Below are 26836 nucleotides of genomic sequence, written 5' to 3'. Positions count from 1 at the left end.
GTGCCCACCTTGGAGATGTTGGGAGAGGGCGCTCCGCCTTGGGATCAGGCGGAACGCGTGAGTTTGCGGTGATTTTTCGTCGAAAAATCAGCGTCGGTGAAAGTCTTCGCCGAAGGCTTTCGGGGCGCGCGATCAGGCGCCGGGGTTACAGGTGCCCAGTGCTCCGCCCGCGAATTGCGGGTGATCGGGCGCATAGGTGACCTGCTCGACCGGCGTGACCTCGACGATTTCCAGAAGGTCGAACTCGGAGCTCGGGTTCTCCTTGCCTTTCACCACCAGAACGTCCTTGAAGCACTGGTGATCCTCGGCCCGGTAGAGCGTGGGTCCATTGCCCATCCCGTCGAACTCGAAATCGGCAAGCGCTTCGTCCACCGCGCAGGGGTTGAACGATCCCGCGCGTTCCACCGCATCCGCATAGAGCAGCGCCTGAACATAGCAGGTATGCGCCGCCTGGCTGGGCGGAAAGCCGTATTTGGTGCCGAACGAGCGCACGAATGCCTTGGAGCCTTCGTCCTGAAGCGACCAGTGCCAGTTGGTGGACCCGAAGATGCCCTTCACGTTGGCGCCCGCACCCTTGGCCATCAGCCGCGAGTAGAGCGGCACAACGATCTCGAAATTCTTGCCGTTCACCTGCTTGTCGCGCAGGCCGAACTGCACCGCATTGGTCAGAGAGTTGACCATGTTGCCGCCATAGTGGTTCAGCACCAGCACATCCGCGCCCGATTGCAGCACCGGCGCGATATAGGACGAAAAGTCCGTCTGTGTCAGCGGTGTGAGGACCGTGTTCACGGTTTCCCAACCCATCGCCTCGGTCGAGGATTTCACCGCCTCTTCCGTGGTATAGCCCCAGTTGTAATCCGCCGTCAGATGGTATGCCTTGCGGTCGGTGCCATAGGCGTTCTTGAGCACCGGCGCCAGAGCCGCGCCGGACATGTAGGAGTTGAAGAAATGGCGGAAGCCATTGGCCCGCTTGTCCTTGCCGGTGGTGTCGTTGGAGTGTGTAAGGCCGGCCATGAAGATGATGCCCGCCTCCTGGCAGAGCGCCTGAACCGCCACCGCCACGCCTGAAGACGAGCCGCCGGTGATCATCACCGCGCCATCCTTTTCGATCATGGATTTGGCCGAGGCGCGCGCGGCGTCCGATTTGGTCTGGGTATCGCCTGTGACGTATTCGACCTTCTTGCCCAGAATGCCGTTACCTTGCAGCGCTTTCGAGCTGAACGTGGTCATCATGCCGCCATCGCCACCGCCATTGAGGTGCTCGACCGCGAGTTCATAAGCGCGCAGCTCATCGGCGCCCTCGTCGGCATAGGGGCCGGTTTGGGGCACGTTAAAGCCCAACGTGACCGAACTTCCCGTCGGTTCGTTTGTAAAGGCCGCTGCGGATGACGCCGTAAAGAGTGTCGGAACGGCCAGACCGGCGCCAGCGACAGCACCGGTTCTCAATACGCCACGACGTGTGACATCTGATTTGGACATGAAATCCTCCCATTTCGTGAAAGGCATGGCCGCGGCTCCTCTTTTCCGCGGCATGCGGGCACGTTTCGTGCAAATCATTTATCGCCGAGGATCGGAAAATTGCGCAATAAGCCCCTTGTGGCGCACATTAATTTTGTAAATAACTGAAAAGCGTGAACGGGGGTTTTGTAAATTCTGTTTCAATGCACCGCAGAAAGCCGTTGATATGACTGACAAAAGGTGCCCGTAGACAATGGTACGCGATACTCTGACCGGCAGCCGCATCCGCGAACGGCGATCCATTGCCGGGCTGCGTCAGGCCGATCTGGCGCGACAGGTGGGTATCTCGGCCTCCTATCTCAACCTGATTGAACATAATCGCCGCAGAATCGGCGGGAAACTTCTGGTCGATATCGCCGCAGTGTTGGAGGTGGAGCCCTCGTTGCTGACCGATGGGGCCGAGGCCGCGATGATTGCCGCGCTTCGCGAAGCGGCCGCAGATCTGGGCAATGCAGGGGCTGAGATCGACCGCGTCGATGAGTTCGCGGGCCGGTTTCCCGGCTGGGCCGGGGCGCTTACGGCGGCGCATCGGCGCACGGCCTCGCTGGAGCGTACGGTCGAGGCCTTGTCGGATCGGCTGACCCACGATCCGCATCTGGCCGCCTCCCTGCACGAAGTGCTGTCCACGGCGGCGGCGATCCGATCCACCGCCGCGATCCTGGCGGAAAACGACGAGATCGAACCGGAATGGCGCACCCGGTTTCATCGCAACCTCAACGAGGACAGCCTGCGGCTGGCCGACAGTGCCAAGCTGCTGGTCGATTATCTCGACGATACCGAGAAGGCGACCGAACGCCGCGCCACCCCGCAGGAAGAGGTCGAGGCGTTCTTTACCGGGCGGCACCATCATTTCGACGTGCTGGAGCATGCCCGGCTGAGCCCGGAACAGGTGGTGCGCGGAGAGCCAGGTCTGACCACCGACGCCGCCCGCAGCATTGCGACGACGGTCCTGGAGCAATATGCGCGCGATGCCGCAGCACTGCCATTGGCCGAGATGAGCGCGGCTCTGAGCGAATGGGGACTGAACCCGGCAGCCCTGGCGGACCGGTTTGACGTTGCGCTGCCGATGGTTCTGCGCCGGATCGCGGCGATGCCCGAGGCGGCCTTGGGCACCGAAGTTGGCCTTTTGGTCTGCGATGCTTCCGGCAGCATCGTCTTTCGCAAGCAGGTGACCGGTTTTGCGCTGCCCCGGTTCGGGGCGTCCTGCCCGCTGTGGCCGGTCTTTGCGGCGCTGAACCGTCCGCATGTCCCGTTGCGCCGCACCGTGGCGCAGGTCGGGCGCAGCGTGGCCCATTTCGATTGCTTTGCGGTCGCGCAGCCGCGTGCCGCGCCAGGGTTCGATAGCGATCCGCTCTATCTGTCGACCATGTTGATCGTGCCGGTGGCGCAGCCCGCCCAGACGGATGTACCAGAAGTCGGCAGCACCTGCCGGGTTTGCCCGCGTGGCCATTGCGACGCGCGCCGCGAACCATCGGTCTTGAGCGAAGAGTTTTGACAGGGCACCGAAAACTGGAGATAAATTGCTGACCGTCCGTAGCCGAGAAACGGATGTGGTTCGCCGGGGAGGAGACCGGCAAACCAGCCAGAAAACAGGGGAGGGACCACGCGAATGAGCCGCAAGGTGTTGCTGATCGAAGATGAGCTGAACATCATCGAAGCCATCCGATTTCTGCTCTCGCGGGATGGATGGACCGTGCACACCCATGCCAATGGTGCCGATGCGGTCGAAGAGGTGATCCGCGTCGCGCCCGATCTGGTGGTTCTTGACATGATGCTGCCGGGGCGGTCGGGCATGGACATCCTGCGTGATCTGCGCGCCGCCCCCGCCACCTCCGACCTGCCGGTGCTGATGCTGACCGCGCGAGGCCAGAGCCGGGATCGAGACATGGCTGAAAAGGCCGGGGTCAACCGCTTCATGACCAAGCCGTTTTCCAACAGTGAGGTGCTGGAGACTGTGCGCGATCTTCTGGCCGAGGCGCGGCAGGAGTGAGCGCGCGGCGCACATCGGTGTTTCTTGAGCGTGAAACCTATCGCCGCCGCCGTATCATGGACGCAGCCCGGCTGTTACCGATACTGGGCGTGGCGCTGTTTGCAATCCCGCTCTTATGGCCCAAGCCCGGTGATCCGGCGACAGCCGGAGATCCGGTGCCCATGTCGGTTGCGGTACTCTATATCTTTGGGGTCTGGGCCGGGCTGATCGTGCTGGCCTGCCTGTTCGGTCTGAAATCCCGCGGCTGGGGGCCTGATCGGGCGTCCTCTGCCCAATCGCCGCCCAAGAGGGATGGCGGGGGATAAATGGCGTCGCTCAACACGCTTGTCGCGATTTGCCTGGGCTATGTGGCCCTGCTGTTCGTGGTGGCGGCTCTGGCCGAGCGGGCGGCCGCCATGGGGCGTGGCCAATGGCTCCGCTCCCCTCTGATCTATACGCTGTCGCTGTCGGTCTATTGCACGGGCTGGACGTTTTATGGCGCGGTGGGTTATGCCGCGCGCTCGGGGCTGGAATATGTCACGATCTATATCGGCCCAACGCTGGTGATGATCGGCTGGTGGTGGGGGCTGCGCAAACTGGTGCGCATCGGACGCAGTCAAAGGGTCACCTCGATCGCCGACCTGCTGTCCTCGCGTTATGGCAAATCCAACCTACTGGCCATTGGCGTGACCATTCTGTGCGTGATGAGCGTGACGCCCTATATCGCGCTGCAACTGCAATCCATCGCGCTGTCGATGTCGGTCTTTGCCGAAGGCGATGTGGCCCGCACCAAGGCGGTGAGCGCGTTTTGGGCGGCCATTGGCCTGGGTGTCTTTGCGATCCTGTTCGGCACCCGAAACCTGGACGCGAATGAGCGCCACCACGGCGTGGTCATCGCCATTGCGCTTGAGGCGGTGGTCAAGCTCTTGGCGCTTTTGGCGGTTGGCATCTTTGTGGTCTGGGGGCTGGCCGGAGGGATTTCCGATACGCTCGCGCGTATAGACGCCTCGGAAATCGGGCAATGGGAGGTCGATGGCGGCCGCTGGACCGCGATTACGCTCCTGGCCGCTGCCGCGATTATCTGCTTGCCACGCATGTTCCAGGTGATGGTGGTTGAAAACGAGGATGAGCGGCATCTGCGCGTCGCGGCCTGGGCCTTTCCGCTCTATCTGCTTTTGATCAGCCTCTTTGTGATCCCGATTGCGGTTGTGGGGCTCGATCTGATGCCTGCCGGGTCGAACCCTGATCTCTTTGTTCTCAGCCTGCCGCTCAGCCAGGGGAATGAAGGGCTGGCGATGCTGGCCTTTATCGGCGGGTTTTCCTCGGCCACGTCGATGGTCATCGTGGCGGCGATGGCGCTGTCGATCATGGTGTCGAACCATTTGGTGATGCCGATCTATCTGTCGACGAAGGTCGGGCGTGGGGCCTCGATTTCCGGGGATGTCCGCAATGTGGTGCTGATCTCCCGCCGGGTGGCAATCGTCGTTATCTTGATGTTGGGGTATTTCTATTATCGCCTCTCCGGCGGCGGTGCGGCGCTGGCGGCGATCGGTCTGATCGCCTTTGCCGGGATCGCCCAGATCCTGCCTGCACTGGTGGGGGGCCTGTTTTGGCGCGGGGCGACGCGGGCGGGGGCCCTGACCGGGCTGAGCATCGGGTTTGCCTTGTGGATCTATACGCTCTTACTGCCGGGGTTTGGCGCGGATGGGGCGCTGGCCGCCTCGGTGATGACCGACGGCCCCTTTGGGATTGGCTGGTTGAGGCCCTATGGCTTGTTCGGCATCACAGGCCTGGATCCTATCGTGCATTCGGCACTCTGGAGCCTGAGCCTGAACACTGCCGCCTTTATCGCGGTGTCGATGATGACCTTTCCCAATCCGGTCGAGCGTCTGCAAGGCGCCCAGTTCGTGAATGTGTTCGATCATTCCATGGGGCCGCGCGGCTGGACCGGATCGGTGGCCCAGAGCGAGGATCTGATGATCATGGCGCAGCGGATACTGGGGCCCGAAGAGGCCCGCGCCCTGTTTCAGCGCGAGGCCGCCAAACAGGGCGCACGCGGGCAATTGCCCGAACCGACGCCGTCCTTTGTCGATACGCTGGAGCGGGAGTTGAGCGGATCGGTCGGTACCGCGACCGCGCATGCGATGGTTGGGCAGATCGTCGGCGGCTCGGCAGTGTCGGTCCAGGACCTTATGGCTGTGGCCGACGAATCCGCCCAGATGCTGGAGTATTCCAGCCAGCTTGAGACCAAATCGGCCGAGTTGACCCGCACCGCCGCCAAGCTGCGCGAGGCCAATGAAAAACTCACCCAGATTTCATTGCAAAAAGATGCGTTTCTGAGCCAGGTCAGCCATGAGCTGCGCACACCGATGACCTCGATCCGCGCCTTCTCGGAGATTTTGCGCGACGAGGCGGGGCTGAGCGGCGATGAAAAGGAGCGCTATGCCGGTGTCATTCACGACGAGGCGCTGCGCCTGACGCGGCTCTTGGACGATCTGCTGGATCTCAGCGTGCTGGAAAGCGGACAGGTCAGCCTCAACACCCGGGGCGGCACTCTGGGCCATGTGCTGGACCGGGCGCTGTCGGCGGCACTTGCGGGATCGTCGGACCGGATCACGGTGCATCGGCGCGCCGAAGACGAGGGCATCGCCATCCGGTCCGATCTCGACCGATTGGCACAGGTATTCATCAACCTGATCTCGAACGCGCGCAAGTATTGCGATGCGCCGCAGCCTGAACTGACGATTCGCGTACGCGCCCTGGGAGACCGTTTGACGGTGGATTTTCTCGACAACGGAAGTGGTGTGCCGCGCGATGCCCGTGCGCTAGTGTTTGAAAAATTCGCCCGGGTCAGTGGTGACAAGGCCGGGGGCGCTGGGCTGGGATTGGCCATCTGCCGCGAGATCATGGAGCGTCTGGGCGGCGATATTCTCTATCTGGACGGCCATTCCGGCGGTGCGTTCCGGGTGATCCTGCCGATGGAAGGGGCCATGGCCGCGCAATAGCGGCGCCAGCGCTCAAGTCTTTGGCCGGGCACCGCTTGGGGCAGCGGGCATGGGCGCCCAATTCAGGTCTGGCCGCTCTGGTGTAGAGGCATTCTTAACCAATTCCGCGCTATCTCTCGGAAGTGAGCTGGTGCGCGCGTCGACGATGGCGGGCGCCGACCGGATGAGTATGACCCAGAAAGCAGGACGGACGGGCGTGACCGCGACACTCAAGCGCAAGCTGGCCGAAGCGCAAAGCAACAGCGCCGGTCGCGAGATGACGGCGCTCAGGGCATTGCGCTTGTCGGTGGCGCGCGCGGGCGACGATCTGTTTGATATGGCGCTCGGTGTCGCCGGGATCCGTCAGCAGAGGATGGTGCCCGAAGATATGGCCGATGTGATGTCGGATGACGATTTGCTGATTGTGCTGGATTGCCCGGAGGGTCAGACCGGTGCGGCGACCGTCTCGCTGCCGCTGGTCTCCTCGCTCATCCAGCAACAGACGATGGGGATGGTTTCCGACAGCACTCCGGTTCCACGCCCGTTCACGGATACCGATGCGGCCATGTGCGCGCCGCTCCTTGAAGGGGTGCTGTCACGGGCGGCCGCTCTGGCCGAGGCCGAGATCGATCAGACCTGTTTTCGTGCAATCCGGTTCGGCGCCCGTGGGGAGGATGTGCGCAGCATGATGCTGGGCCTGCGCGCACAGCGATACCGGCTGTTTTGGCTGACGCTGGACATCGCGCTGGGCCGCCGCCAGGCCGAGATTGTGCTGGCTTTGCCGGACGCGGATGAGGAGCATGCCGCCCCCGGAGCCAGAACCGACGCCGATGCGGAGCGCGCCGCCGAAAGCCCCATGCTGGAGGTGCCCGCCGAGGTTCAGGCGGTTCTGGCCCGCATCAGCCTGCCGGTCAGCGAACTCAACGCGCTGCGTGTCGGTGACAGCCTGCCATTGCCGCGCGACAGGCTCGACGATACCGCGCTGGTCACAATCGGCGGACGGCCCGTTGCGCGTGGACGGCTGGGCCAGATGAATGGCAGCCGCGCGGTGCGTCTGATGTCGGCCCAGTCGATCCCGCGCGCCGCCTCCGAGGCGCGCGAGCTGGCCTTCGACCCGCTGGCCTCTCCGTCAGGTGCGGGCGCGCCGCTCCCGTCCGACCTGGCAGAGCCGGATGGCGGACTCCCGATGATGGACACCCAACCGGATGGCGGATTCCCGATGATGGACACCCAGCCGGATGGGGCGGCCTTTCCACCGTTGGACGGCGACATTGACGCCGACGCCCTGGCCAGTCTTTCACCCCAAGAGGCGGCCGAGCAGATCACCGAGCTTGCGGGCCTCTCTGCCGACGATCTGGCCTCGGGTCCGGGTTCCGATTTCCCGGGCTCCGGTCTCGACATGTCGGAGTTTGCGTCGGCGCCACTCGATCTGAATGCGGATTTGGCGACACCCGACGAAACGGGGGAGGGCTGAGAGAGGCCGCAGTTCTTGATGTGAAATGAGCAGGGGTGGCGCTCCGCCGGCAGTTGACAGCACCCGCATACTGCGCTGGTCAGAGGTCAGAGGTCAGAGGTCAGAGGTCAGAGGTCAGAGGTCAGAGGTCAGAGGTCAGAGGTCAGAGGTCAGTCACCTGGTTCATCACCCCATGCCTGTCGCGGAACTGGCGGCAGTTGTCGTTGACACGCTGGCGGCACGGCTGGCTGATCACCGATATCCCGCGCGCGGAGGCCGATCCGGGTTCTACGGGATAGAGCAGATCGCAAAATGCCACAGGACGGACATGGCTGAACGCCGGGAGGCGGGCAGTCATGTTCCGAACAGCCGCTTTGTTGAGCCCTGTTGCGGGCCCGAGATCTGCTGTAGGTGTCCAGGTCGGCCAATGCCGCATGATCAACCGGACCCTAAAGTCCGTTCCAGCGGTGCCAACAAAGCCGACCCCGTTATGGGGTGCGTCGTCAGCAGGCACGCGCCAGACCTGGGGGTCATACCGACTTTGCACAAGACCTATGACGCCCAGCATGCAATTGGGGTTTGGGGCTCCGATTTCGCCAGGTCATGGCGTCAGCCAGAGCGGGGTTCGGGGTGAGGTTCGGCGTCGTGCGATGCCGTCGCCCTACGTTCCGTGCTTGGCCGCTTGCTCCAGCGTGGGGCGCAGATTGTCGAGCGTATAACCTGCGCGTCGGGCGGTCTCGATCACATCATCGACCGGCATCTCTCCGACGGCCCCAAGGGCCCAGATCACGGAACAGCGGGTGCCCGAGGCGCAATAGGCCAGAACCGGCCCGTCCGATTGGGCGATCATGTCGCGCTGACGCGCCACGGCGTCCGGGGTCATGGACTGATGCGTGATTTCCAGGACCTCGAAGGTCAGCCCCGCCTCCTGGGCGGCGGCAGCGATGGCCGCAGCCTGATGGCTTGGTGGGACTTCGGCGTCGGGCCGATTGCAGATCACGGTGGTGAAACCGGCCTCAGCGATCGCGGTCAGATCCTGTGGGTCGATTTGGGGTGAGACGGCGTAACGGGGGGTGAGCGGTCGTATATCCATGGGCATTTCTTAAGCGGGCCTGGCAAGGCTGTCCAGCCATCGCTGCGGCTGTCGCCGGTCGCCCGGGCCGCAAAGTCACCAGGACGACGCCCAGATATCCGCGCAGCGGGAACTCGGTGCCGTCCAAAGGGGCGGGTGTGTGTCTGTCCGATATCAGCGCGCAGCGCATGGCCGAGGTGCCGACTGTCGGCGGGCAGTTCGCCCGGGCGCGTTCGCCCCAGGCTGGGTCTAAAGCTTGTTGACCGGCACCTTGAGAAAGACATCGCCGTGTTCATCGGCGGGCGGCATGTGGCCTGCGCGCATGTTCACCTGCAACGACGGCAGGATCAGCCGCGGCATGCCCAGCGTGGCGTCGCGCGCGTCGCGCATATGCACGAAATCCTCGATCGGGCGACCCTGACCGATATGGACATTCAACGCCTTTTGCTCGCCCACGGTGGTCTCCCAGGCGAACTCATCGCGCCCGGGCGCTTTGTAGTCATGGCCAACGAAAATCCGAGTCTGATCGGGCAGGGCCAGGATTTTCTGGATCGAACGATAGAGATCCTCGGAGGATCCACCCGGGAAGTCGCAGCGCGCGGTGCCGAAATCGGGCATAAAGAGCGTGTCGCCCACAAATGCCGCGTCGCCGATCACATAGGTCATGCAGGCGGGCGTGTGGCCGGGCGTGTGCATGACATCGGCGCGCATCTGGCCAATATGAAAGATGTCGCCTTCGCGGAACAGCGCATCGAATTGCGAGCCATCGCGCTGAAACTCGGTGCCTTCGTTAAAGATCTTGCCAAAGGTGTCCTGAACCACGGTGATCTGATGCCCGATGCCGATCTTGCCGCCCAGCCTCTCTTGCAGATAGGGCGCGGCCGACAGGTGATCGGCGTGGACGTGGGTTTCCAGCACCCATTCGGTCTTGAGGCCCTCGGCCTCGATATAGGCGACGATTGCATCTGCCGACGCAGTGTTGGTCCGGCCCGAAGCGTGATCAAAATCCAGCACACTGTCGATCACCGCAGCCGCGTGCCCTTCTGGCGGACGGACCACATACGATACCGTGTTGGTGGCCGGATCGAAAAATGCCTTGACGAGTGGGGTCATTGGATTCTCCCTGAATTTCGGAGCCGCATTGTGCCGCGACCGGATGCGTAGCTTGCGGCCCGATGCACCGCATTGACACATATCAATGCATGATCCGCCATTCTCGGATAGATGTATTTTTAGGAGGACGGAGCGTTCGTGCGGGAATTTCGGGCAGAGTCCTGCCGAAAGGGCAGATCACTCTCCAAATCGGCGGCGTCCGTCTTATCTTTGTGATGTTGGCATGTCTAGTAAGGTTCACACATCTGGGAGGATGACCGTATGACGACGCATGAACTTACAGTCCACGCAGAATCGCTCGAAGCAAAGATCGCGAATGCCAGTCCGACTGGCCGATTGTCTTTGCAGCCTCAGTTGCAGAAAATCCTGATCCATCTCGAGGCTGATGGCGTGGCGGTGCCGCGCCGCCTGCAAAAGCTGAATGCGGAACTGATTGATGAAGTGATCGAAGCCCGGTTCGACAACGTACCGGTCTGAGATCAGCCCAGGAAGATCCCCAGGACAACCATCATCAAACCCAGCACCGACAAGAGCAGCGCTCCCAAATTCAGTGGGAGCGCTTTTTGTATCTCCGCGCGCAAGGCGGCGTCCTCGGTCAGGGTGCGCCGTGCGCGAGCTACGCGAACGATCGACCAGATCAGCCCCGCCAGACCGACGAGGGAAAGCGCGACTCCGACCCATATGATCAGCTCGAATATCATGGCCATGGCTCCTCTTAGACGCGCTCGTCGCTAGCCTATCGGAGGCAGGGGTGCAAGCGGCGGCGGACGCACTGTTTTGCGGGGGCACCTGGGTCTTTGGGCGGGCTTGGGTGACGCCCGGTAGGCCTCACCGTTTTCAGCGCGACTGTTCGACGCGCAAAATGGGGGGATCATGTGTCCTTCCTTACCTTCCAAAGCGCCGCCTCGATCGCATCGAGCCCATCGGTCAGGGCCGCGGGCCCGGGCTGGAGGATGAGGGGCGACTTGATCTCGACGATCCGTCCCGTCGCCACGGCGGGGATGACATCCCACCCTGGGCGCGCGGCGATCTTTTCGGGGCGGACTTTCTTGCCGCACCAGGAGGCCAGGATCACATCAGGGCGCGCCTCGATCACCTGCTGCGGGTCGAGGATCCGCGCCTTGGCGCCCTGTTCCCGGCGCAGTCCAGCGAACACATCGCGCCCGCCCGCCAACTCGATCAGTTCCGACACCCAGCGGATACCGGAGATCGGCGGATCGTCCCATTCCTCGAAATAGACGGCGGGGCGGGTGGGGCGCACTGTGGCGCGTAGGGCGGCCGCGCGCGCCTCGAACCGACGCACCAGCGCCTCGGCTCTGCCTTGTGTGCCAGTGAGGGCGCCAAGGGTGCGGATCATATCCAGGATTTCGCCGACCGAGCGCTGGTTGAAGGCATGCACCGCGACGCCCTCGCGGATCAGGTCGGCGGCGATATCGGCCTGGAGATCTGAAAAGGTCAGCACCAGATCGGGCTGCAATGCAAGGATTTTGGGCACGTCGGCCGAGGTGAACGCGCCGACGCGCGGTTTTTCCCGGCGGACCCGTGCGGGGCGTACGGCATAGCCGGTCACGCCCACGATCCGGTGATCCTGCCCCAGAAGGTAGAGGGTTTCGACCGTCTCTTCGGTCAGGCAGACAATGCGTTCGGGGGGATAGGGCATCAGGGGCCGGGCTTTCGGCGCACGCGGTCCATCCAGATCCGCGCGCCTGCCTGCACCGCGCTGTGCACGGCGCGTCCGGCGGCTTCGCCCACCGGCGTGTGCATCCCGGCAAACGCAAGGGCGCCTGCCGGTGCGGCGATGGCGATGCAGTCGGTTCCGGTGCCGGTCGCGCGTCCGGTCGGCAGGTCATGGCCAATCCCGGCCACCGCCACGGTACGCGCCTGCGCGGCGATTGACACCAGCTCGACCCGGGCGGCATCGGCCAGCGGCTGGTCGACGCACAGGGCGATGTTGATCGTGCCCCAATCGTGGCCTGACCGATCCAACCGGGTACCGATCCGTTCGGCATTCGACAGCCCCACTGTGGCCACGCAATGCGCCGTGACCCCGTCGAGCGTGGCTTGGGCCACCTCATAGGCATCCAGATCGCGCGAGGTGAGCATCGTCACCGCCTCGCTTGCGCCACGCGCCGCAAGCTCTCGGCACAGCCAGCCCGCGACATCGAAATCCTGGGGCAGATCGGCATTGCGCACTTCGCGCCACAGGATCTGCTGGGCATCGACAAAGCCGGGCCGGTTCAATGACCAGCTCAGGATGCGCTGCGGTGCTCCCAGATCGAGGGTCAGCCAGGGATGGTCGAGGGTGATCCTCATCCGGTCACCTCCAGCGGCTGAAACACCGGGCCATGGTCGGTGTCGGCCCAAAATCCGGTGATGCCAAAGACCTGCGCGATATGATCCGGTGTAAGCACGTCACGTGGTGCGCCATCGGCGATCAGGCGCCCCGCGCTCATCATCAAGAGCCGCGTGCAGTGTCGCGCGGCCAGCCCCAGATCATGAAGCGAGACGATGACCGCGTGGCCTTCACGCGCCAAGCGGCCAAAGACCTGCATGGTGGCGATCTGGCTGGCCGGATCCAGACCGGCAATCGGCTCATCGGCCAGCAAAAGAGGGGTGTCCTGAGCCAGCGCACGGGCAATCAGAACACGGGCCTGTTCGCCCCCCGAAAGCTGGGTCGCGGTGCGGTGGCGAAACGCCTCCAGCCCCATCCGGGCGATCGCGGCCTCAATGGCCCGCTGATCGTCGGGGCGGGGTTTGGCACCCCGTGGCAGATGCGGGATCCGTCCCAGGGCGATCAGCGTCTCGACCGTGACGGGCCAGGCGATCTCGCGCGATTGCGGCATCCAGGCGGCATGGCGTGCGCGTTGGGCGCCTGGCATGCTGGTCAGCGACGATTGGCCCTGATGTGGCAAAAGTCCCAGCGCGCCCCGCAAAAGCGTGGTTTTGCCTGCGCCGTTGGGACCGATCAGACCGACGCATTCGCCCGCCGCGACCGATACAGTCACCGCGTCCACCACCGGGCAATCGCCCCGGCGCACAGTCAACCGATCCAGCGCAAGAAGGGTCATGCCATCTCCTTGCGCGTCTTGAATATCAGATGCAGGAACAGCGGCGCGCCCACCAGCGCCATCAGAACGCCCAGCTTGAGATCCCGCTGTGGCAGGATTTCACGCACCGCGATATCGGCGGCCAGTACCATCGCCGCACCTCCCAGAGCCGACGCCCACAGCAAGGACGAGGGCCGCGCGCCGACAAATCCGCGCAGCAGATGCGGCACCACCAGACCGACAAAGCCGACGGCTCCGGCCACCGCGGTTGCCGCCCCGACGCAGGACGCCGTGCCAATCACCAGCATCAGGCGCAGTCGTGCCAGATTGATGCCCATCGCTTGGGCCGCATCTTCGCCCAGGGTCAATGCATCCAGACCGCGCGCGCTCAGCGCCAGCAAGGCCCACCCCAGCATCATGAAGGGCAGCGCCAGCCAGACATGGTCAAAAGACCGGTCCGCCAGCGATCCCATCATCCAAAAGACGATATCGGCTGCGGCAAACGGGTTGGGAGAGAGGTTCAGCACCAGCGAGGTCAGCGCGCCCGCCAGCGCGGATATTGCGATCCCGGCCAGAATCAGCGTGATCGACGCGCCGCGTGGACCGGCCAGCAGCAGGATCAACACAACGGCAAGCACCGCCCCGCTCAGTGCGGCCAGCGGCAAGGCCAGCGGAAAGAACAGCGTCAGCCCGGTCTGGATCGCCAGCACCGCCCCCAATGCCGCCGAGCCCGAGACGCCGATCAGCCCCGGCTCGGCCAGCGGGTTGCGCAGAAACCCCTGCATCGCGGCACCCGCCATGCCCAGCGATGCGCCGATCATCACCGCCAGCAGCGCGCGCGGCAGCCGGATCTCCTGCATCACGACCGAGAGAGGCAGACCATCGTCGCGCCAGAGCGCGACCAGGCTTTCACCAACCGATGCGTTGACCTGACCACTGGTCAGCGACACGACAAAAAGCGCCGCGCAGAGCGCCACAAGGAGGGCGGCAAGCTTCACCTGTCCGCCTCCATCGACAGGCGCAGATCACGCATCGCCCGGATCGCGTTCAGAACCTGCGGCGTGCCGCAGATCCAGTCCCGGTCGGTCAACTGTCCGGCTTGCAGCGTATCGGACAGCGCCAGCAGCGCGGGGTGATCGAGCGTGTCCTCGGCGCGGGCCTGCCCGGGATAATCGCGCCCCTGAATGATCAGATCCGGTGCCAACATGACCAGTTTTTCGAGCGGCAGCACACCGCCCCAGTCCAGCCCCACCTCAGACGCGACATTGTCGAACCCCGCGACCGCCAGAATGTCGGAAGCCAGCGAGCGATCGCCGGAGGTGTAGCTGTTCACATAGTAAAGCGCGGCACGCGGCCTGGGTGTCAGCGTCACGGTCAGCGCCGCCAGATCTGCCTCGAACCGGGCCACCATCTCCTCGGCCACAGCCGTGCGGCCCAGTGCGGCGCCCATCTGGCGCAGGCGGGCGGGCACATCCTCCAGCGAGCGGGCAGGCGCAAACAGTTCGACCCGGATACCAAGATCGCGCAGCATCTGAACCGTGGCGCTGTCTGTGAAAGTGCCTGCCAGCACCAGATCGGGAGTGAGCAGATAGACCTCCTCGGCGCCCGAACCATTGGCGGGCAGGGCGCGCGCGGCCTCCACCATGGCCGAACTGTCGGGCTCATGGGCCAGACGACTGACCGAGATCAGCTGGCCGCTATCGGCAAGCAGGAGGCCCAGCTGATCAGTACACAGATTGACAGACACAACCCGTTCGGGCCTCTGGTCTGCCCAGGCAGCGGGGCCCAAAAGCACCGCCACCATGGCCGCTATGATCCTAGAAACTGCCACGGACCCCGAAATAGACCGCCCGGTCGGAGGTGCCGTAACCGATCGCGGTCTGATACTCCTCATCAAAGAGGTTTTCGACACGCAGATAGAGATTTGCGGCGTCGGTCACGTCATAGTTGATTTGCAGACTCGCAACCGTGTAATCGGGAACGTCAACCGGAAAGAACCCGTCTACGCGTCCGATCGCGCGGTTCACCACGAACTGTCCTCCCCAACCGTTGTCGAAATCCGCGTCGATGCCGAGCACGATATCATGCTCGGGCACGCGGCGCTCGCGGGTGCCGTCGGGCCGTTCGGAATCGGTGAAGGTATAGCTGCCGAATACAGACACCGCGCCGGTCACGGGAAAACGACCCGAAAGCTCGAGACCCTTGGCGGTCGTGGTGCCGGGGATCTGGGTGTATGCGCCTTGGAACGGGGGCGTTGGGCTGGAAATGTAGTCTATGACATCGTCGATCTGTGTATAAAACGCCGCCGCTTGGACACGTCCGCCGCCCGCAAACCGGCGCTCGATGCTGACTTCGGCGCTCCTACTCTCTTCGGGCTCAAGCTGGGGGTTGATTACGGCGGTGTTGAAGGGGCCAAAAAGCTCGTTCAACGAGGGCGCGCGATACCCCGTCGCCAGCGATCCGCGGATCACGGTGTCGGAACTGGGGCGCCAGGCGGCCGCAATCCGACCGGTCACCGCCGACCCGAACTCGCTGTGGTCATCGGCCCGCGCGGACAGCGTCAGATCGAGCCGCTCGGAGAGGGCGATCTGATGCTCGGCAAAGAGCGAGATCGTGTCATAGTCGGCCGTGCCGTTGGAGAAATCGGCCTCCTCGTGTGAATACTCGATGCCAAATGTCAGGGGGCCGCGGTCAAGATCCGTGGTAGCGGTCCAGCGCACCTCGGTGCGGCGGCTTTCGAAATTGGGGCTGCCGAAGGTTGTGAGCGGATCGGCACGTTTGGTCTTGAAGTAACTGATACCGACTTCGTGCTGGAAGGCCCCGGCGTCGATTTCCGCGTAGACCCGGGCGCCCGCACGGTCGGTAAAGAAGGGACGGTTGGCATCCCCGCCAACGCCGCCTCCGGCATCGATATTGGTTTCTTGCTCTTCATAGAGCCCCTCAAAGCCGACGGTCACCTGGTCGTTGAGCGCATAGCGTGCCGACAACAGCACCGTTGTGCCGCGATAGGGGTCGGTTTCCGTGTTGCCCTGGTTCTCATCGGCCGATGAAAAGGAGTCGGTCACCACGCGCGAGAGCGTCAGGGCAACCATTGCGCGATCGGTTTTTTGACCGACGCTGAAATCGGCGCGACGTGTGTTAAAGCTGCCCAGCTCAAGGCCATACCGATAAAACGTGCCGTTTTCAGTCGGCCGGTAGCTGGTGATATTGATCACGCCCGCGATGGCTTCGGAGCCGTAAAGGGCCGAATGGGTGCCCTTGAGCACCTCGATGCTCGACAATCCCGCCCCCGACAGACCGCCCCAGTTATAGGCGGTTTGGGTGCTTCCAGGATCGGACACGTCAAAGCCGTTGATGCGCACGCCGATATAGCGATCGTTCAGGCCGCGAATGCGCAATTGGGTCAGCTTTCCCTGGCCGCCATTGCTGTTGGTCGCGACACCCGGCAGGCGGCTGAGGGTTTGCGCGACGCTGGCGGTCGGGCTGGTGGCGATTTCCTGCGCGTCCAGGACCTCGACCGTGACGCCAACGCGGTCCGCTTCGGTTTCGGTTTGGTTGGCAAAGACGACGATCTCGCCAAGATCGAAGGTTTGTGCAAGCACAGTCGGGGCGGAGAGAATGAGTGCCAATACGGAGGCAGAACTGAGACAGGCCTTCATGTTCTTTGGTGTCCTTTCCAGACATTTTTCAGAGATGTTTGGAAAGGATCGCCCTTGCCCAAACGGTGCGTGTTGCGTCACCATTCCGGGCTAAAGCGCCGTCCATCCCTGCGCGCCCCGCGCCGGGTGAAGGTGATCGCTCTGGCAGGTCTCCTGACTTGCGGGTCGTCGCTTGGCCGGACCTTCCCGTGCGCCCCGTCCGGGCGCCCAGTGGTATATTCCGGCCTCGCTCTCCGCTTACAGTTGCGGGGGCAGTCGTGGCATTGGTCTTACAAAAACCGCACCACGTTCCCTTTAACGACGAGTCGCCTCGTCGAACCAAAGCGCTTTATGCGTACCCCCCGCGCGCGGGCCGATCAAGATGTGATTGCGGTGCGCGTGCTGCATTCTGCGTCTTGCGGGGCAGCGGGGGGGCGGGTACGAACGGGCGTTATTCCCCAAACCCGCGAGACGGAGACTATTTGATGACCGACACCTCGACCGATGCCACCTACCGGGTTACCGCGGATGAGCTGCGCCAGTTCATAGAACGGTTCGAGAGACTGGAGGCCGAGAAAAAGGATATTGCCGACCAGCAAAAGGAGGTCATGGCCGAGGCCAAGGGGCGCGGCTATGACACCAAGGTGATGCGCAAGGTGATTGCGCTGCGCAAGCGCGATCAGGACGACATCGCCGAGGAAGAGGCGGTTCTGGACATGTACAAGGAAGCCTTGGGCATGCGGTAAGGTCCGCGCCTCCCGGGGGGCCAGCCCCCCGGACCCCCCGGGACTATTTTTGGCCAGAAGAAGCAGGCCGGGATTTCCCGGCTTGTCGGTCGGGCGATTGCGGCCTAGACGGGTCACATGAGACTATTGTTTTTGGGCGATGTGATGGGGCGCGCGGGCCGCGATGCGGTGGCAGTTCATCTTCCGCGATTGCGCGCTGAATGGCGGCTCGATTTCGTGGTCGTGAACGGTGAGAACGCGACCAATGGCATGGGTTTGTCTTCCGATCATGCCAAGGGGCTTTTTGAAGCCGGGGCGGATTGCGTGACGCTGGGCGATCATGCGTTCGATCAAAAGGACATGTTGCAGGCGATCGGGGCAGAGACGCGGATCCTGCGCCCGCTGAATTTTGCCAAGGCCGCGCCAGGGCGCGGGCATCGTGTGTTTGCCGCGCCCGGCGGGCGCAAGGTTCTGGTCGCACAGGTTCTCGGCCAGGTCTTTATGAAGCGGCCCTTTGACGATCCGTTCTCGGCGCTGGATCCGGTGCTCAAGGCCCATCCCCCTGGCGGGATGGTGCAGGCCGCGATCATCGACATGCATTGCGAGGCCACCTCGGAAAAAATGGCGATAGGGCATTATTGCGACGGGCGCGTCAGTCTGGTGGTGGGCACCCACACCCATGTGCCGACCGCGGATGCGCAGATCCTGCCGGGCGGCACTGCCTATCTGACCGATGCGGGCATGTGTGGCGACTACAACTCGGTGATCGGCATGCAAAAGGACGAGCCGCTGCGCCGGTTCATCACCGGGATGCCCAAGGCCCGCTTTGCGCCCGCCTTGGGTGAGGCGACCTTGTCGGGTGTGTTTGTCGAGACCGACGATCGCACCGGGCTGGCGCAATCCGTCTCGATGATCCGGGTGGGGGGGCGGTTGCAAGAAGCGCGTCCATGAGCCGGTTGCGGCTTTTTGGCCTGCTTGTGGTTGAGCCGCGCGGGGAGGATGCGCTTGATGCGAGACAACGCTTGAGCAAGAATATACCCTGACGGGCCAGTATCGGAACATAGATGGGCATCTTGGAATTGGGCGAAACCGCCGCCGCGCTGGTGACGCTGGGCATTGTGCTGGGCATGTTCGTGCTGTTCCTGCGCGAGACCTTGCCAACAGAGGTCGTGGCGCTCAGCGGTGTGGCCATGATGCTGGTTCTGGGAGTGCTGCCCTATGATGCGGGGCTGGCCGTGTTGTCGAACCCCGCGCCCTGGACCATTGCGGCGATGTTTATCATCATGGGCGCGCTGGTGCGCACAGGCGCGCTCAATTCCTTCACCCGGAGGGCCGAGAAACAGGCCGGGACCAACCCCAAACTGGCAATCGCGCTGTTGATGGCCTTTGTCGTCTTGGCCTCGGCCGTGGTGTCGAACACGCCTGTGGTCGTGGTGATGATCCCGGTCTTTGTCCAGCTGGCGCGCACATTGGGGATCTCGGCCAGCAAGCTTTTGATCCCGCTGAGCTATGCCGCGATCCTGGGGGGTACGCTCACGCTGATCGGCACCTCGACCAACTTGCTGGTCGATGGTGTGGCCCGGGCGCAGGGCCTTGCGGCGTTTGGTATTTTCGAGGTGACGCCGCTGGCGATCGTGCTGGTTGTCTGGGGGATGATCTATCTGCGCTATATCGCGCCGCGCCTTTTGCCGGATCGCGACAGCATGGCCATGCTGCTCAGCGACCGCTCGCAGATGAAGTTCTTTACCGAAGCTGTGATCCCGCCCGACTCGAACCTGATCGGACGCGAGGTGCTGGGTGTGCAGCTTTTCAAACGCGACGGCGTGCGGCTGATCGACGTCCTGCGGGGCGACATGTCGCTCAGGCGCAACCTGCAGGGGGTGGCGCTGCAAGTGGGCGACCGGGTGGTGCTGCGCACGCGCATGGCCGAGCTGCTCAGCCTTCAGCGCAACAAATCGCTGAAACGTGTCGATCAGGTCTCGGCGGTGGAGACAACAACGGTCGAGGTGCTGATCACGCCCGGGTGCAAGATGATCGGGCGCAGCCTGGGCTCGTTACGGATCCGGCGGCGGTATGGCGTTTATGTCCTGGCGGTGCATCGGCGCAATCAGAATATCGGGCGGCAGCTTGACGATCTGGTGGTGCGGGTCGGCGATACGCTGCTTCTGGAGGGGGCGCCCGCTGATATTCAGCGGCTGGCCAGCGAGATGGAGATGGTCGATGTCTCGCACCCGTCCCAGAGGGAGTATCGGCGCGGTCATGCGCCGATTGCCATCGCTGCACTGGGCGGGATCGTTCTGTTGGCGGCGCTGGGCGTGGCGCCGATCTTTTTCCTGGCGGTGCTGGCTGTCGCGGTCGTGCTGGTGACCCGCTGCATTGATGCTGACGAGGCGTTCTCGTTTATCGACGGGCGACTGCTGGCGCTGATCTTTTCGATGCTGGCCATCGGCGCCGCGTTGGAGGCCTCGGGGGCGGTGCGTCTGATCGTCGAGGCCTTGGCGCCCTACGTCACCACCTTGCCGCCGTTTCTGATCGTCTGGGCGATCTACCTCTTGACCAGCGTGTTGACCGAGCTTGTGTCCAACAACGCCGTGGCCGTTGTGGTGACCCCGATTGCGATCGGGCTGGCGGCGGCGCTGGGGTTTGATCCCCGGCCGCTGGTGGTGGCGGTGATGGTGGCGGCGTCGGCCTCGTTCGCCACCCCCATCGGATATCAGACCAACATGATGGTCTATGGCCCTGGCGGATACCGGTTCACCGATTTCATGCGTGTCGGCATTCCGCTCAACCTCAGCGTGGGGCTTTTGGCGTCGGCGCTGATCCCGCTGATCTGGCCGCTCTGAGGCGGGTCAGGCGCCGGGCCGCGTCGCCGACTGGATCTCGACCTGATAGCCTTCGGGATCGTTGAAGACAAAGGCGCGGATGCCGATCTCGTCATTCACAAAAAGCTCCGACAGCGCGTCCAGCGCATGATGCTGCGCATAGGCATACCAGGCCTCCACATCCGGCACCCGGATGCACAGCTGCACCGGCTTGTCGGCGCTCCAGTTGTTCATGCCCTTGGCTTCGTCCACCAGCCCGACATGGGCGCCCTCGGCGATGCGATAGATCTTGCACCAATGCTGGTCGATGGCCAGCGGCAGGCCCAGAACATCCTCGTAAAACCGCATGGCCGCAGCGAGGTCGCGGTAATAAAGGAAGGTGATCGCAAGGGTGTTCGGGGCGGCGGGGCGGTCCATGATCGTACCTTTCTGTAAGAACGCAACAGGATGTGGCGGGACCAAATCCTTGGCAGACCTGAGCCGCTCTTGCGAACCTGCCCGATCGCCGCGGCGCTGCGCAAGGCATGAACCGTGGCCCGATGCGCGATCGCATGCCCCGGTCAAGCGATGCGGCGATCCGTTTGATCCAGTGCCGGAGGGGGCGGCGGGCGCTTCGATTGTGCTGTGGCATGGGTTCGGGCCAAACATGTGCCATCGCGCAAGACCGAAACGGCCCTGGCCCGGCGGGTGCCGGGGTGGGGGCAAATCAGGCCCGATCACCCGTGACACCGACTGGTTCATCGGGTATCGCCTGTTGGCGCCGTTCCGAAGCGGGGCACCGAGACTGCCAAAGCGACGCGCCGACATGGCTGACACGAAAAACCGGTTGGATCCGCATTGATGAAACCGTTCCTTATCCTGCAAGCCCGCCCCGAGACCGACGCCTCGGATCAGGAATTCGCGGCGATTTTGGACAAATGCCAGTTGCCGCCCGAACGGGTTGATCGCATCAGGCTCGACCGCGACGATCTGCCTGGCACTCTCGATCTGGCCCGCTATGCCGGGACCCTGATTGGCGGCGGGCCGGGCTGTGTCAGCGATCCCGCGCAAGGCAAGGACCCGGTCGAGGCGCGGATCGAAGCACAGGTGATGGGGTTGATGCCGCAGATCGTGGCGCGCGATCACCCGTTCATGGGGTGCTGTTACGGTCTGGGGGTCTTGGTGCATCATCTGGGCGGCGTGGTCGACAAAAGCCGCTATTCAGAACCGGTCGGCCCGTCGCTTTGCGCCTTGACCGAAGCAGGGCAGACCGATCCGCTCACCCAAGGGCTGGATCCGGAATTCGAAGCGTTTGTCGGCCATAAGGAGGCCGTTCAAATCCTGCCCGAAAGCTGCGTGCATCTGATCCGCTCGGAGGCGTGCCCTGTCCAGATGGTTCGCTATGGCCGGAACATCTATGCCACACAGTTCCATCCCGAAGCCGATGCGCGTGATTTCGAGAACCGCATCAACATCTACAAGAACCACGGCTATTTCCCGCCCGAGGCCGCCGACGCGCTGATCGAGAAATGTCACGATGCGGAGGTGACACAGCCCGCGGAAATCCTGCGCCGGTTCGCGGCGCGCTATGGGTAACGCCACGGCAAGGCCGTGATCGCGGCATTGCCAGCTCCCCTGCCGCCTGCCTAAGCTTTGGCCAAGAGGGGGAGACGACGAATGGACATCCTGATCAACGTGGTGCTGCCGCTGTCGCTGGCGGTCATCATGCTCAGCCTCGGTGTCGGGCTGAGTTTTGCGGATTTCGGGCGTGTCGCAAGGCGTCCGAAGGCCTTTGCCATCGGCGCGATCAGTCAGGTGATCCTGCTGCCGGTTGCCGCCTATGGGATCGTCATCGCCTTTGGTCTGCCGCCCGAGATCGCGGTGGGGTTCATGCTGCTCAGCTTTTGTCCCGGTGGCGTGACCTCGAATATGATCACCAAGCTGTCCAAGGGGGATGTGGCGCTGTCGGTGTCGCTGACGGCGGTGATCAGCCTTTTGTCGATCTTGACCGTGCCGGTGCTGGCGGCCTGGGCGGTGGTGCATTTCATGGGCGATGCCGCACCTGAAGTGTCGGTCGCATCCTTGGCCATGGCGATGTTCCTGATCACCACGCTGCCGGTGTTGACCGGCGTGTTGATCCGGCACTTTGCCACCGGGTTCGCCGACCGGATCGAGCCATTGCTGTCGACGCTGGCCACGGTTCTTTTTATCGTCATCGTGCTGGCGGCGCTTGCGGCCAACTGGGATATCTTCGTGGCCAACCTGCCCACGCTGGGGCCTGCGCTGATTTCGATGAATGCGGCGCTGATGCTGATCGGGCTGGCGCTGGCGCTGGCTGCGGGGCTGCACTGGTCCGAGGTCAAGACGATCTCGGTCGAGACGGGTGTGCAAAACGCCACGCTGGGGATTACGTTGGGCACGATTATCACCGGTCAGGCCGATGGCTTTACCGCGATGGAGCTGCCCCCGGCGGTCTACGGCATCACCATGTATCTGGTGGCTTTGCCGTTCGTTCTTTGGTTCAGGAGGAGGTGACATGGACAGTGCGGATGCCATCATCGTGGGCGGCGGTCTGGCCGGTTTGGTGGCCGCGGCCGAACTGGGGGACCGTGGCAAACGGGTGATCGTCGTCGATCAGGAAGGCCCGCAGAACCTGGGCGGTCAGGCGTTCTGGAGCCTGGGTGGGCTTTTTATGATCGACACGCCCGAACAGCGGCGCATGGGCATCCGCGACAGCAAGGCGCTGGCGCTGCGCGATTGGATGGGCAGTGCGGGCTTTGACCGGCCCGAGGATCACTGGCCGCGCAAATGGGCCGAGGCCTATATCGACTTCGCAGCAGGCGGAATGCGCGGCTGGCTGCACCGGATGGGGATGCGCTGGTTTCCGGTGGTCGGCTGGGCCGAAAGGGGCGGGTCCTTTGCCGACGGGCACGGTAATTCGGTGCCGCGGTTTCACATCACCTGGGGCACCGGCCCCGGCACGCTGGCCCCGTTCGAGGCGCGCGTCACCGAGCATATCAAATCCGGCCTGGTCGAGATCCGGTATCGCCATCAGGTGGATCGCATCCTCATGGAAAACGGTGCGGCCAAGGGTGTCGCTGGGACACTGCTGGCCGAGGACGCGGCGGTGCGCGGGCAGGCCACCAACCGCGATCCGGCAGGGGAGTTCGAGATCCAAGCGCCATCGGTTATCGTCACCTCCGGCGGGATCGGCGGCAATTTCGAGATGGTGCGCAAAGCCTGGCCGACGCACCGGCTGGGACCCGCGCCCAAGGAGATGGTGGCGGGCGTGCCCGCCCATGTGGACGGGCGGATGATCGATATCGCGCGCGCGGCGGGCGGGCATCTGATCAATGGTGACCGGATGTGGCACTATACCGAAGGGGTCAAGAACTGGGATCCGATCTGGCCCGGGCACGGCATTCGCATCCTGCCGGGGCCGTCCTCAATGTGGTTCGATGCGCAAGGCAACCGCTTTGCGCCTCCCGCCTTGCCGGGCTTCGACAGCCTGGCCACGCTGAAAATGATCCTGGAGACAGGCTATGAATATAGCTGGTTCGTGCTGACCCAGAAAGTGATCAAGAAGGAATTCGCGCTCTCGGGGTCGGAACAGAACCCCGATTTCACCTCTGCCAAATGGATGGAGGTGATCCGGCAGCGGGTGCTGTCGGGCACAAAGGCCACCGGTCCGGTCGAGGCGTTCAAGGACAAGGGCGAGGATTTCGTGGTCTCGCGCGATCTGGGCGGGCTGGTCGCGGGGATGAACCAGATCGCGGGCGGCGGGCTGATCGACGAGGCCCGCCTGCGCGCCCAAATCGAGGCGCGCGATGCCCAGATCGACAACCCGTTTTCCAAGGATGCGCAGATCATGGCGATCCATGCCGCGCGCAACTATCGTGGCGATCGGCTGATCCGCACCGCCAAACCGCATAAATTCCTTGACCCCGCCAACGGGCCGCTGATCGCGGTGCGCCTGCATGTGCTGACCCGCAAGACGCTGGGCGGGTTGCAGACCAATCTCGACAGTCAGATGCTGGGCGCGGACGGACAGGTGGTGCCCGGGCTTTTTGCGGCCGGCGAGGTTGCGGGCTTCGGCGGCGGCGGATACCACGGGTACAACGCGCTGGAGGGCACGTTTCTGGGTGGCTGCATCTTTTCGGGCCGCAATGCAGGCCGTTCAGGGGCCGTCGCCTGAGGGCGGTGTCTTGGGCTCTTTCCCGCTGGTCTTGAGCCCCAGGAAATAGGTCAGCGCGGCGATCACCAGCGCGATTGCGGCGCCAAATCCCAACAGGTCCCTTTCGCCGTCCCAGCCCACGACCTGACCCAGAAAGAGCACGCCCAGAACCACGATCACCACGCCGATCAGCTTGTTCTTGAGATCGTCAAGCGTCTTGATTTCCAGCCATTCGGGCACGCGGATATTGGTGTCGATAAACAGCTCGTAAAGGCCCAGAGCGATGATGTAGAACACCGTGCCCAGCAGGAACAGATCGACGATCTCGATGAATTCCAGCGCCAGCGCCTTGGCGCCCTTGCGCGAAATCTCGGCCTTTTCGAGGGTCGCAAGGATCAGCTGTCCCGCCTCCAGCACGCCATAGATCAAAAGCGTGGCCGCGGCCAGGAGCGATCCCAGCACGGCCAGGATGATCAGAAACCGGCTGGCCCCCAAGGTGCGGCTGATCAGGGTCGGATCTTGGTTTTCAGACATGTGGGTCCTTTGCGTCAGAGGGGCCAGAAGATCAAGATAGCAGGCACCGAGACCGCAATCACCAGAATTTCCAGCGGCAGGCCCATACGCCAGTAATCCCCGAAGCGGTATCCTCCGGGACCCAGGATCAGCGTGTTGTTCTTGTGCCCGATGGGCGTGAGGAACGCGGCCGAGGCCGCGACCGCGACCGCCATCAGGAACGGATCGGGCGATACGCCAAGGCTTTGCGCCATCTGGATGCCCACAGGGGCCGCCACGATTGCGGTCGCGGTGTTGTTGAGCACATCCGACAGCGTCATCGTCACCACCATCAGCACGGTCAGGATCGCCCAAGGTGCCAGCCCATCGGTCAACCCCAGAAGGCTGCCCGCGATCAGCTCGGTCCCGCCCGAACTTTCCAGCGCGGCCCCCAGCGGGATCATGGAGCCCAGAAGCACCACCACCGGCCATTCGATATGGGTATAAAGCTCTGACAGGGGCACGATCTTGGTCAACGCATAGGCCACCACGACAAGCCCCAGTGCAATCGGCAGATAGAGCAGTCCAAGGCTGGCCGCGATCACGGCTGCGGCGAAAAAGCCGATGGCCATCCATACCTTTTCATCCGCCGTCACCGATAGACCGCGTTCGGCCAACGGCAGGCAGCCCAGCCATCCTGCCACATCGCCCGCAGTGTCGCGCGGCACCAGCACCAGCAGGATATCCCCCGGTTTGACGACGGTCTTGCGCACCTGTTTGGTGATCTGCCTGCCTTGCCGTGAGATCCCCATCAACACCGCGCGCTGCCGCCAAGCCAGGCCGACGCCTTGCGCCGTCTTGCCGGTGATGCGGGAGGTTTCGGTGGCCACCAGTTCGATCACGTCGACGCCGTCACCCTCGGCGGTCAGCGCCTCTTGGCGGGAGGGGTCGGAAAAGGCCAGCGAGAGCGCGCTGCGAAACTCATCCAGCGCATCGGGTGCAGCCTCAAGCACCAGACTGTCGCCCGCGCGCAGCCGCGAATGGCGCGCCCGGCCATAGAGGCGCTTTCCGTCGCGCATCAGTCCCAGAATGGCGACATCGGTTTTTTCGGCCGTTTCCTCCAACTCGGCCAACCTCCGGCCGATCTGTTTGCTGGCCTCTGGTACCGTCAGTTCGGCCACATAGTCGTTGAGCGCGCCCATGGTACCGCCGGTGTCTTCGCGCGCGGGGATGAACCGCCAGCCCACCAGCGCGACAAAAGCCAGACCCGCAATCGCGGCGACCCCGCCCACGGGGGCGAAATCGAACATCGCAAAGGGCTCTCCCAGCGCGTCCTCGCGAATCGAGGCGATGATAATATTGGGCGGCGTGCCGATCAGCGTGACCATGCCCCCGAGGATGGTGGCAAACGACAGCGGCATCAGGCTGAGGCCCGGGCTGCGTCCCGCCTTGCGCGCGGTCTGCATATCGACGGGCATCAACAGCGCCAGAGCCGCAACGTTGTTCATGAACGCCGAGAGCACACCACCGATCCCGCCCATCAGCGTGATGTGAGCGCCCAGCGACCGCGACTGATCCACCAGCGTCCGCGTGATCAGGAACACCGCGCCCGACCGGACCAGCCCGGCCGAGACCACCAGGACCAGTGCCACCACCAGTGTCGCGGGATGCCCAAATCCTGAAAACGCCTGATCGGTGGGCACGACGCCCAGCACCACGCCGGCCATCAGCGCCGAGAACGCCACCAGATCGTATCGGAACCGTCCCCAGATCAGCAGAGCGAAAACGGCGCCAAAGAGGCAGAAGAGGATAATCTGGTCGGTGGTCATCGCGCCACTCTAACGACGGGG

Annotated in this window: 26 protein-coding genes and 1 riboswitch; of the genes, 12 read left to right on the top strand and 14 right to left on the bottom strand. The window is 63.7% G+C overall.

The annotated features are described in order from the left end of the window. Positions 1 to 132: 132 nt before the first annotated feature. Positions 133 to 1479, bottom strand: coding sequence for a substrate-binding protein (locus HEP69_RS12855; protein ID WP_290558994.1), 1347 nt, complete (start codon positions 1477 to 1479; stop codon positions 133 to 135). Between the two features lie 232 nt (positions 1480 to 1711). On the opposite strand from HEP69_RS12855, the gene HEP69_RS12850 reads away from it, so the two are divergent. The 5 genes from HEP69_RS12850 (at position 1712) to HEP69_RS12830 (ending at position 7945) form a co-directional block, all read left to right on the top strand. Further along, positions 1712 to 3013, top strand: coding sequence for a helix-turn-helix transcriptional regulator (locus tag HEP69_RS12850; protein ID WP_290558939.1), 1302 nt, complete (start codon positions 1712 to 1714; stop codon positions 3011 to 3013). Between the two features lie 114 nt (positions 3014 to 3127). Further along, the gene (locus HEP69_RS12845; protein WP_290558938.1) at positions 3128 to 3508 is read left to right on the top strand and encodes a response regulator; all 381 of its coding nucleotides are present in this window, start codon (positions 3128 to 3130) and stop codon (positions 3506 to 3508) included. Beyond that, the gene (locus tag HEP69_RS12840; RefSeq protein WP_290558937.1) at positions 3505 to 3813 is read left to right on the top strand and encodes a hypothetical protein; all 309 of its coding nucleotides are present in this window, start codon (positions 3505 to 3507) and stop codon (positions 3811 to 3813) included. Before HEP69_RS12845 ends, HEP69_RS12840 begins: the two co-directional genes overlap by 4 nt. Further along, entirely contained in the window at positions 3814 to 6492 is a 2679-nt protein-coding gene (locus HEP69_RS12835) for a sensor histidine kinase (protein ID WP_290558936.1), read from the top strand. Between the two features lie 169 nt (positions 6493 to 6661). Continuing rightward, positions 6662 to 7945 carry a flagellar motor switch protein FliM gene (locus tag HEP69_RS12830; protein ID WP_290558935.1) on the top strand — a complete coding sequence of 428 codons (1284 nt, stop codon included), beginning with the start codon at positions 6662 to 6664 and terminating at the stop codon, positions 7943 to 7945. A 142-nt stretch (positions 7946 to 8087) separates the two neighbouring features. Here the strand turns inward: HEP69_RS12830 and HEP69_RS12825 are convergent, their stop codons facing one another. The 3 genes from HEP69_RS12825 to HEP69_RS12815 form a co-directional block, all read right to left on the bottom strand. After that, on the bottom strand, positions 8088 to 8282 hold the full coding sequence (locus HEP69_RS12825) for a hypothetical protein (protein ID WP_290558934.1): 195 nt from the start codon (positions 8280 to 8282) through the stop codon (positions 8088 to 8090). A 303-nt stretch (positions 8283 to 8585) separates the two neighbouring features. Then, a complete protein-coding gene (locus HEP69_RS12820) occupies positions 8586 to 9017 on the bottom strand; it encodes a TIGR01244 family sulfur transferase (protein ID WP_290558933.1) in 432 nt (143 codons plus the stop codon). 228 nt (positions 9018 to 9245) lie between these two features. After that, a complete protein-coding gene (locus HEP69_RS12815; RefSeq protein ID WP_290558932.1) occupies positions 9246 to 10109 on the bottom strand; it encodes an MBL fold metallo-hydrolase in 864 nt (287 codons plus the stop codon). Between the two features lie 261 nt (positions 10110 to 10370). Between HEP69_RS12815 and HEP69_RS12810 the strand changes: the two genes are divergently transcribed. Further along, complete coding sequence (locus HEP69_RS12810) at positions 10371 to 10586, top strand: hypothetical protein (protein WP_290558931.1); 216 nt, start codon at positions 10371 to 10373, stop codon at positions 10584 to 10586. A gap of 2 nt (positions 10587 to 10588) precedes the next feature. Here the strand turns inward: HEP69_RS12810 and HEP69_RS12805 are convergent, their stop codons facing one another. From HEP69_RS12805 to HEP69_RS12775, 7 genes are all read right to left on the bottom strand, one after another. Further along, positions 10589 to 10810 (bottom strand): hypothetical protein, encoded by a 222-nt coding sequence (locus HEP69_RS12805; protein WP_290558993.1) that lies wholly within the window; start codon positions 10808 to 10810, stop codon positions 10589 to 10591. Between the two features lie 170 nt (positions 10811 to 10980). Next, a complete protein-coding gene (locus HEP69_RS12800; protein WP_290558930.1) occupies positions 10981 to 11769 on the bottom strand; it encodes a cobalamin-binding protein in 789 nt (262 codons plus the stop codon). Then, positions 11769 to 12422, bottom strand: a complete 654-nt coding sequence (locus HEP69_RS12795) for an adenosylcobinamide amidohydrolase (protein ID WP_290558929.1) — start codon at positions 12420 to 12422, stop codon at positions 11769 to 11771. The genes HEP69_RS12800 and HEP69_RS12795 overlap by 1 nt, the downstream gene beginning before the upstream one ends. Beyond that, positions 12419 to 13177, bottom strand: coding sequence for an ABC transporter ATP-binding protein (locus HEP69_RS12790; protein ID WP_290558928.1), 759 nt, complete (start codon positions 13175 to 13177; stop codon positions 12419 to 12421). Before HEP69_RS12790 ends, HEP69_RS12795 begins: the two co-directional genes overlap by 4 nt. Then, positions 13174 to 14154 (bottom strand): iron ABC transporter permease, encoded by a 981-nt coding sequence (locus HEP69_RS12785; protein ID WP_290558927.1) that lies wholly within the window; start codon positions 14152 to 14154, stop codon positions 13174 to 13176. The genes HEP69_RS12790 and HEP69_RS12785 overlap by 4 nt, the downstream gene beginning before the upstream one ends. Further along, on the bottom strand, positions 14151 to 14960 hold the full coding sequence (locus HEP69_RS12780) for an ABC transporter substrate-binding protein (protein WP_290558926.1): 810 nt from the start codon (positions 14958 to 14960) through the stop codon (positions 14151 to 14153). Before HEP69_RS12780 ends, HEP69_RS12785 begins: the two co-directional genes overlap by 4 nt. Positions 14961 to 14973: 13 nt before the next feature. Beyond that, positions 14974 to 16815: a TonB-dependent receptor gene (locus HEP69_RS12775; RefSeq protein WP_290558925.1), complete on the bottom strand. Its 1842-nt coding sequence runs from the start codon at positions 16813 to 16815 to the stop codon at positions 14974 to 14976. Between the two features lie 125 nt (positions 16816 to 16940). Further along, positions 16941 to 17153: riboswitch (cobalamin riboswitch) on the bottom strand. A gap of 126 nt (positions 17154 to 17279) precedes the next feature. On the opposite strand from HEP69_RS12775, the gene HEP69_RS12770 reads away from it, so the two are divergent. From HEP69_RS12770 to HEP69_RS12760, 3 genes are all read left to right on the top strand, one after another. Further along, positions 17280 to 17540, top strand: a complete 261-nt coding sequence (locus HEP69_RS12770) for a DUF2312 domain-containing protein (protein ID WP_290558924.1) — start codon at positions 17280 to 17282, stop codon at positions 17538 to 17540. A gap of 117 nt (positions 17541 to 17657) precedes the next feature. Next, positions 17658 to 18470 carry a TIGR00282 family metallophosphoesterase gene (locus HEP69_RS12765; protein ID WP_290558923.1) on the top strand — a complete coding sequence of 271 codons (813 nt, stop codon included), beginning with the start codon at positions 17658 to 17660 and terminating at the stop codon, positions 18468 to 18470. 113 nt (positions 18471 to 18583) lie between these two features. Next, complete coding sequence (locus HEP69_RS12760; protein ID WP_290558922.1) at positions 18584 to 20362, top strand: SLC13 family permease; 1779 nt, start codon at positions 18584 to 18586, stop codon at positions 20360 to 20362. A 6-nt stretch (positions 20363 to 20368) separates the two neighbouring features. Here the strand turns inward: HEP69_RS12760 and HEP69_RS12755 are convergent, their stop codons facing one another. Continuing rightward, a complete protein-coding gene (locus HEP69_RS12755) occupies positions 20369 to 20758 on the bottom strand; it encodes a VOC family protein (protein ID WP_290558921.1) in 390 nt (129 codons plus the stop codon). A 423-nt stretch (positions 20759 to 21181) separates the two neighbouring features. Here HEP69_RS12755 and HEP69_RS12750 point away from each other — a divergent pair, with 423 nt between their 5' ends. The 3 genes from HEP69_RS12750 (at position 21182) to HEP69_RS12740 (ending at position 24515) form a co-directional block, all read left to right on the top strand. Beyond that, complete coding sequence (locus HEP69_RS12750) at positions 21182 to 21916, top strand: glutamine amidotransferase (protein WP_290558920.1); 735 nt, start codon at positions 21182 to 21184, stop codon at positions 21914 to 21916. Between the two features lie 81 nt (positions 21917 to 21997). Continuing rightward, positions 21998 to 22855: a bile acid:sodium symporter family protein gene (locus tag HEP69_RS12745; RefSeq protein ID WP_290558919.1), complete on the top strand. Its 858-nt coding sequence runs from the start codon at positions 21998 to 22000 to the stop codon at positions 22853 to 22855. 1 nt (position 22856) lies between these two features. Beyond that, positions 22857 to 24515, top strand: a complete 1659-nt coding sequence (locus HEP69_RS12740; protein ID WP_290558918.1) for an FAD-binding dehydrogenase — start codon at positions 22857 to 22859, stop codon at positions 24513 to 24515. On the opposite strand, the gene HEP69_RS12735 is transcribed toward HEP69_RS12740, so the two are convergent. Together HEP69_RS12735 and HEP69_RS12730 are read right to left on the bottom strand one after the other, a co-directional pair. Next, on the bottom strand, positions 24498 to 25028 hold the full coding sequence (locus tag HEP69_RS12735) for a YqhA family protein (protein WP_290558917.1): 531 nt from the start codon (positions 25026 to 25028) through the stop codon (positions 24498 to 24500). The genes HEP69_RS12740 and HEP69_RS12735 overlap by 18 nt on opposite strands. Before the next feature lie 14 nt (positions 25029 to 25042). Continuing rightward, on the bottom strand, positions 25043 to 26815 hold the full coding sequence (locus HEP69_RS12730) for an SLC13 family permease (RefSeq protein WP_290558916.1): 1773 nt from the start codon (positions 26813 to 26815) through the stop codon (positions 25043 to 25045). Positions 26816 to 26836: the final 21 nt, after the last annotated feature.

It is taken from the genome of Aestuariivita sp. (assembly GCF_021404545.1).
Classification (GTDB): Bacteria; Pseudomonadota; Alphaproteobacteria; order Rhodobacterales; family Rhodobacteraceae; genus Aestuariivita.
Note: the sequence above shows the minus strand (reverse complement) of the source record. Positions and strands in the feature narration are given on the sequence as shown.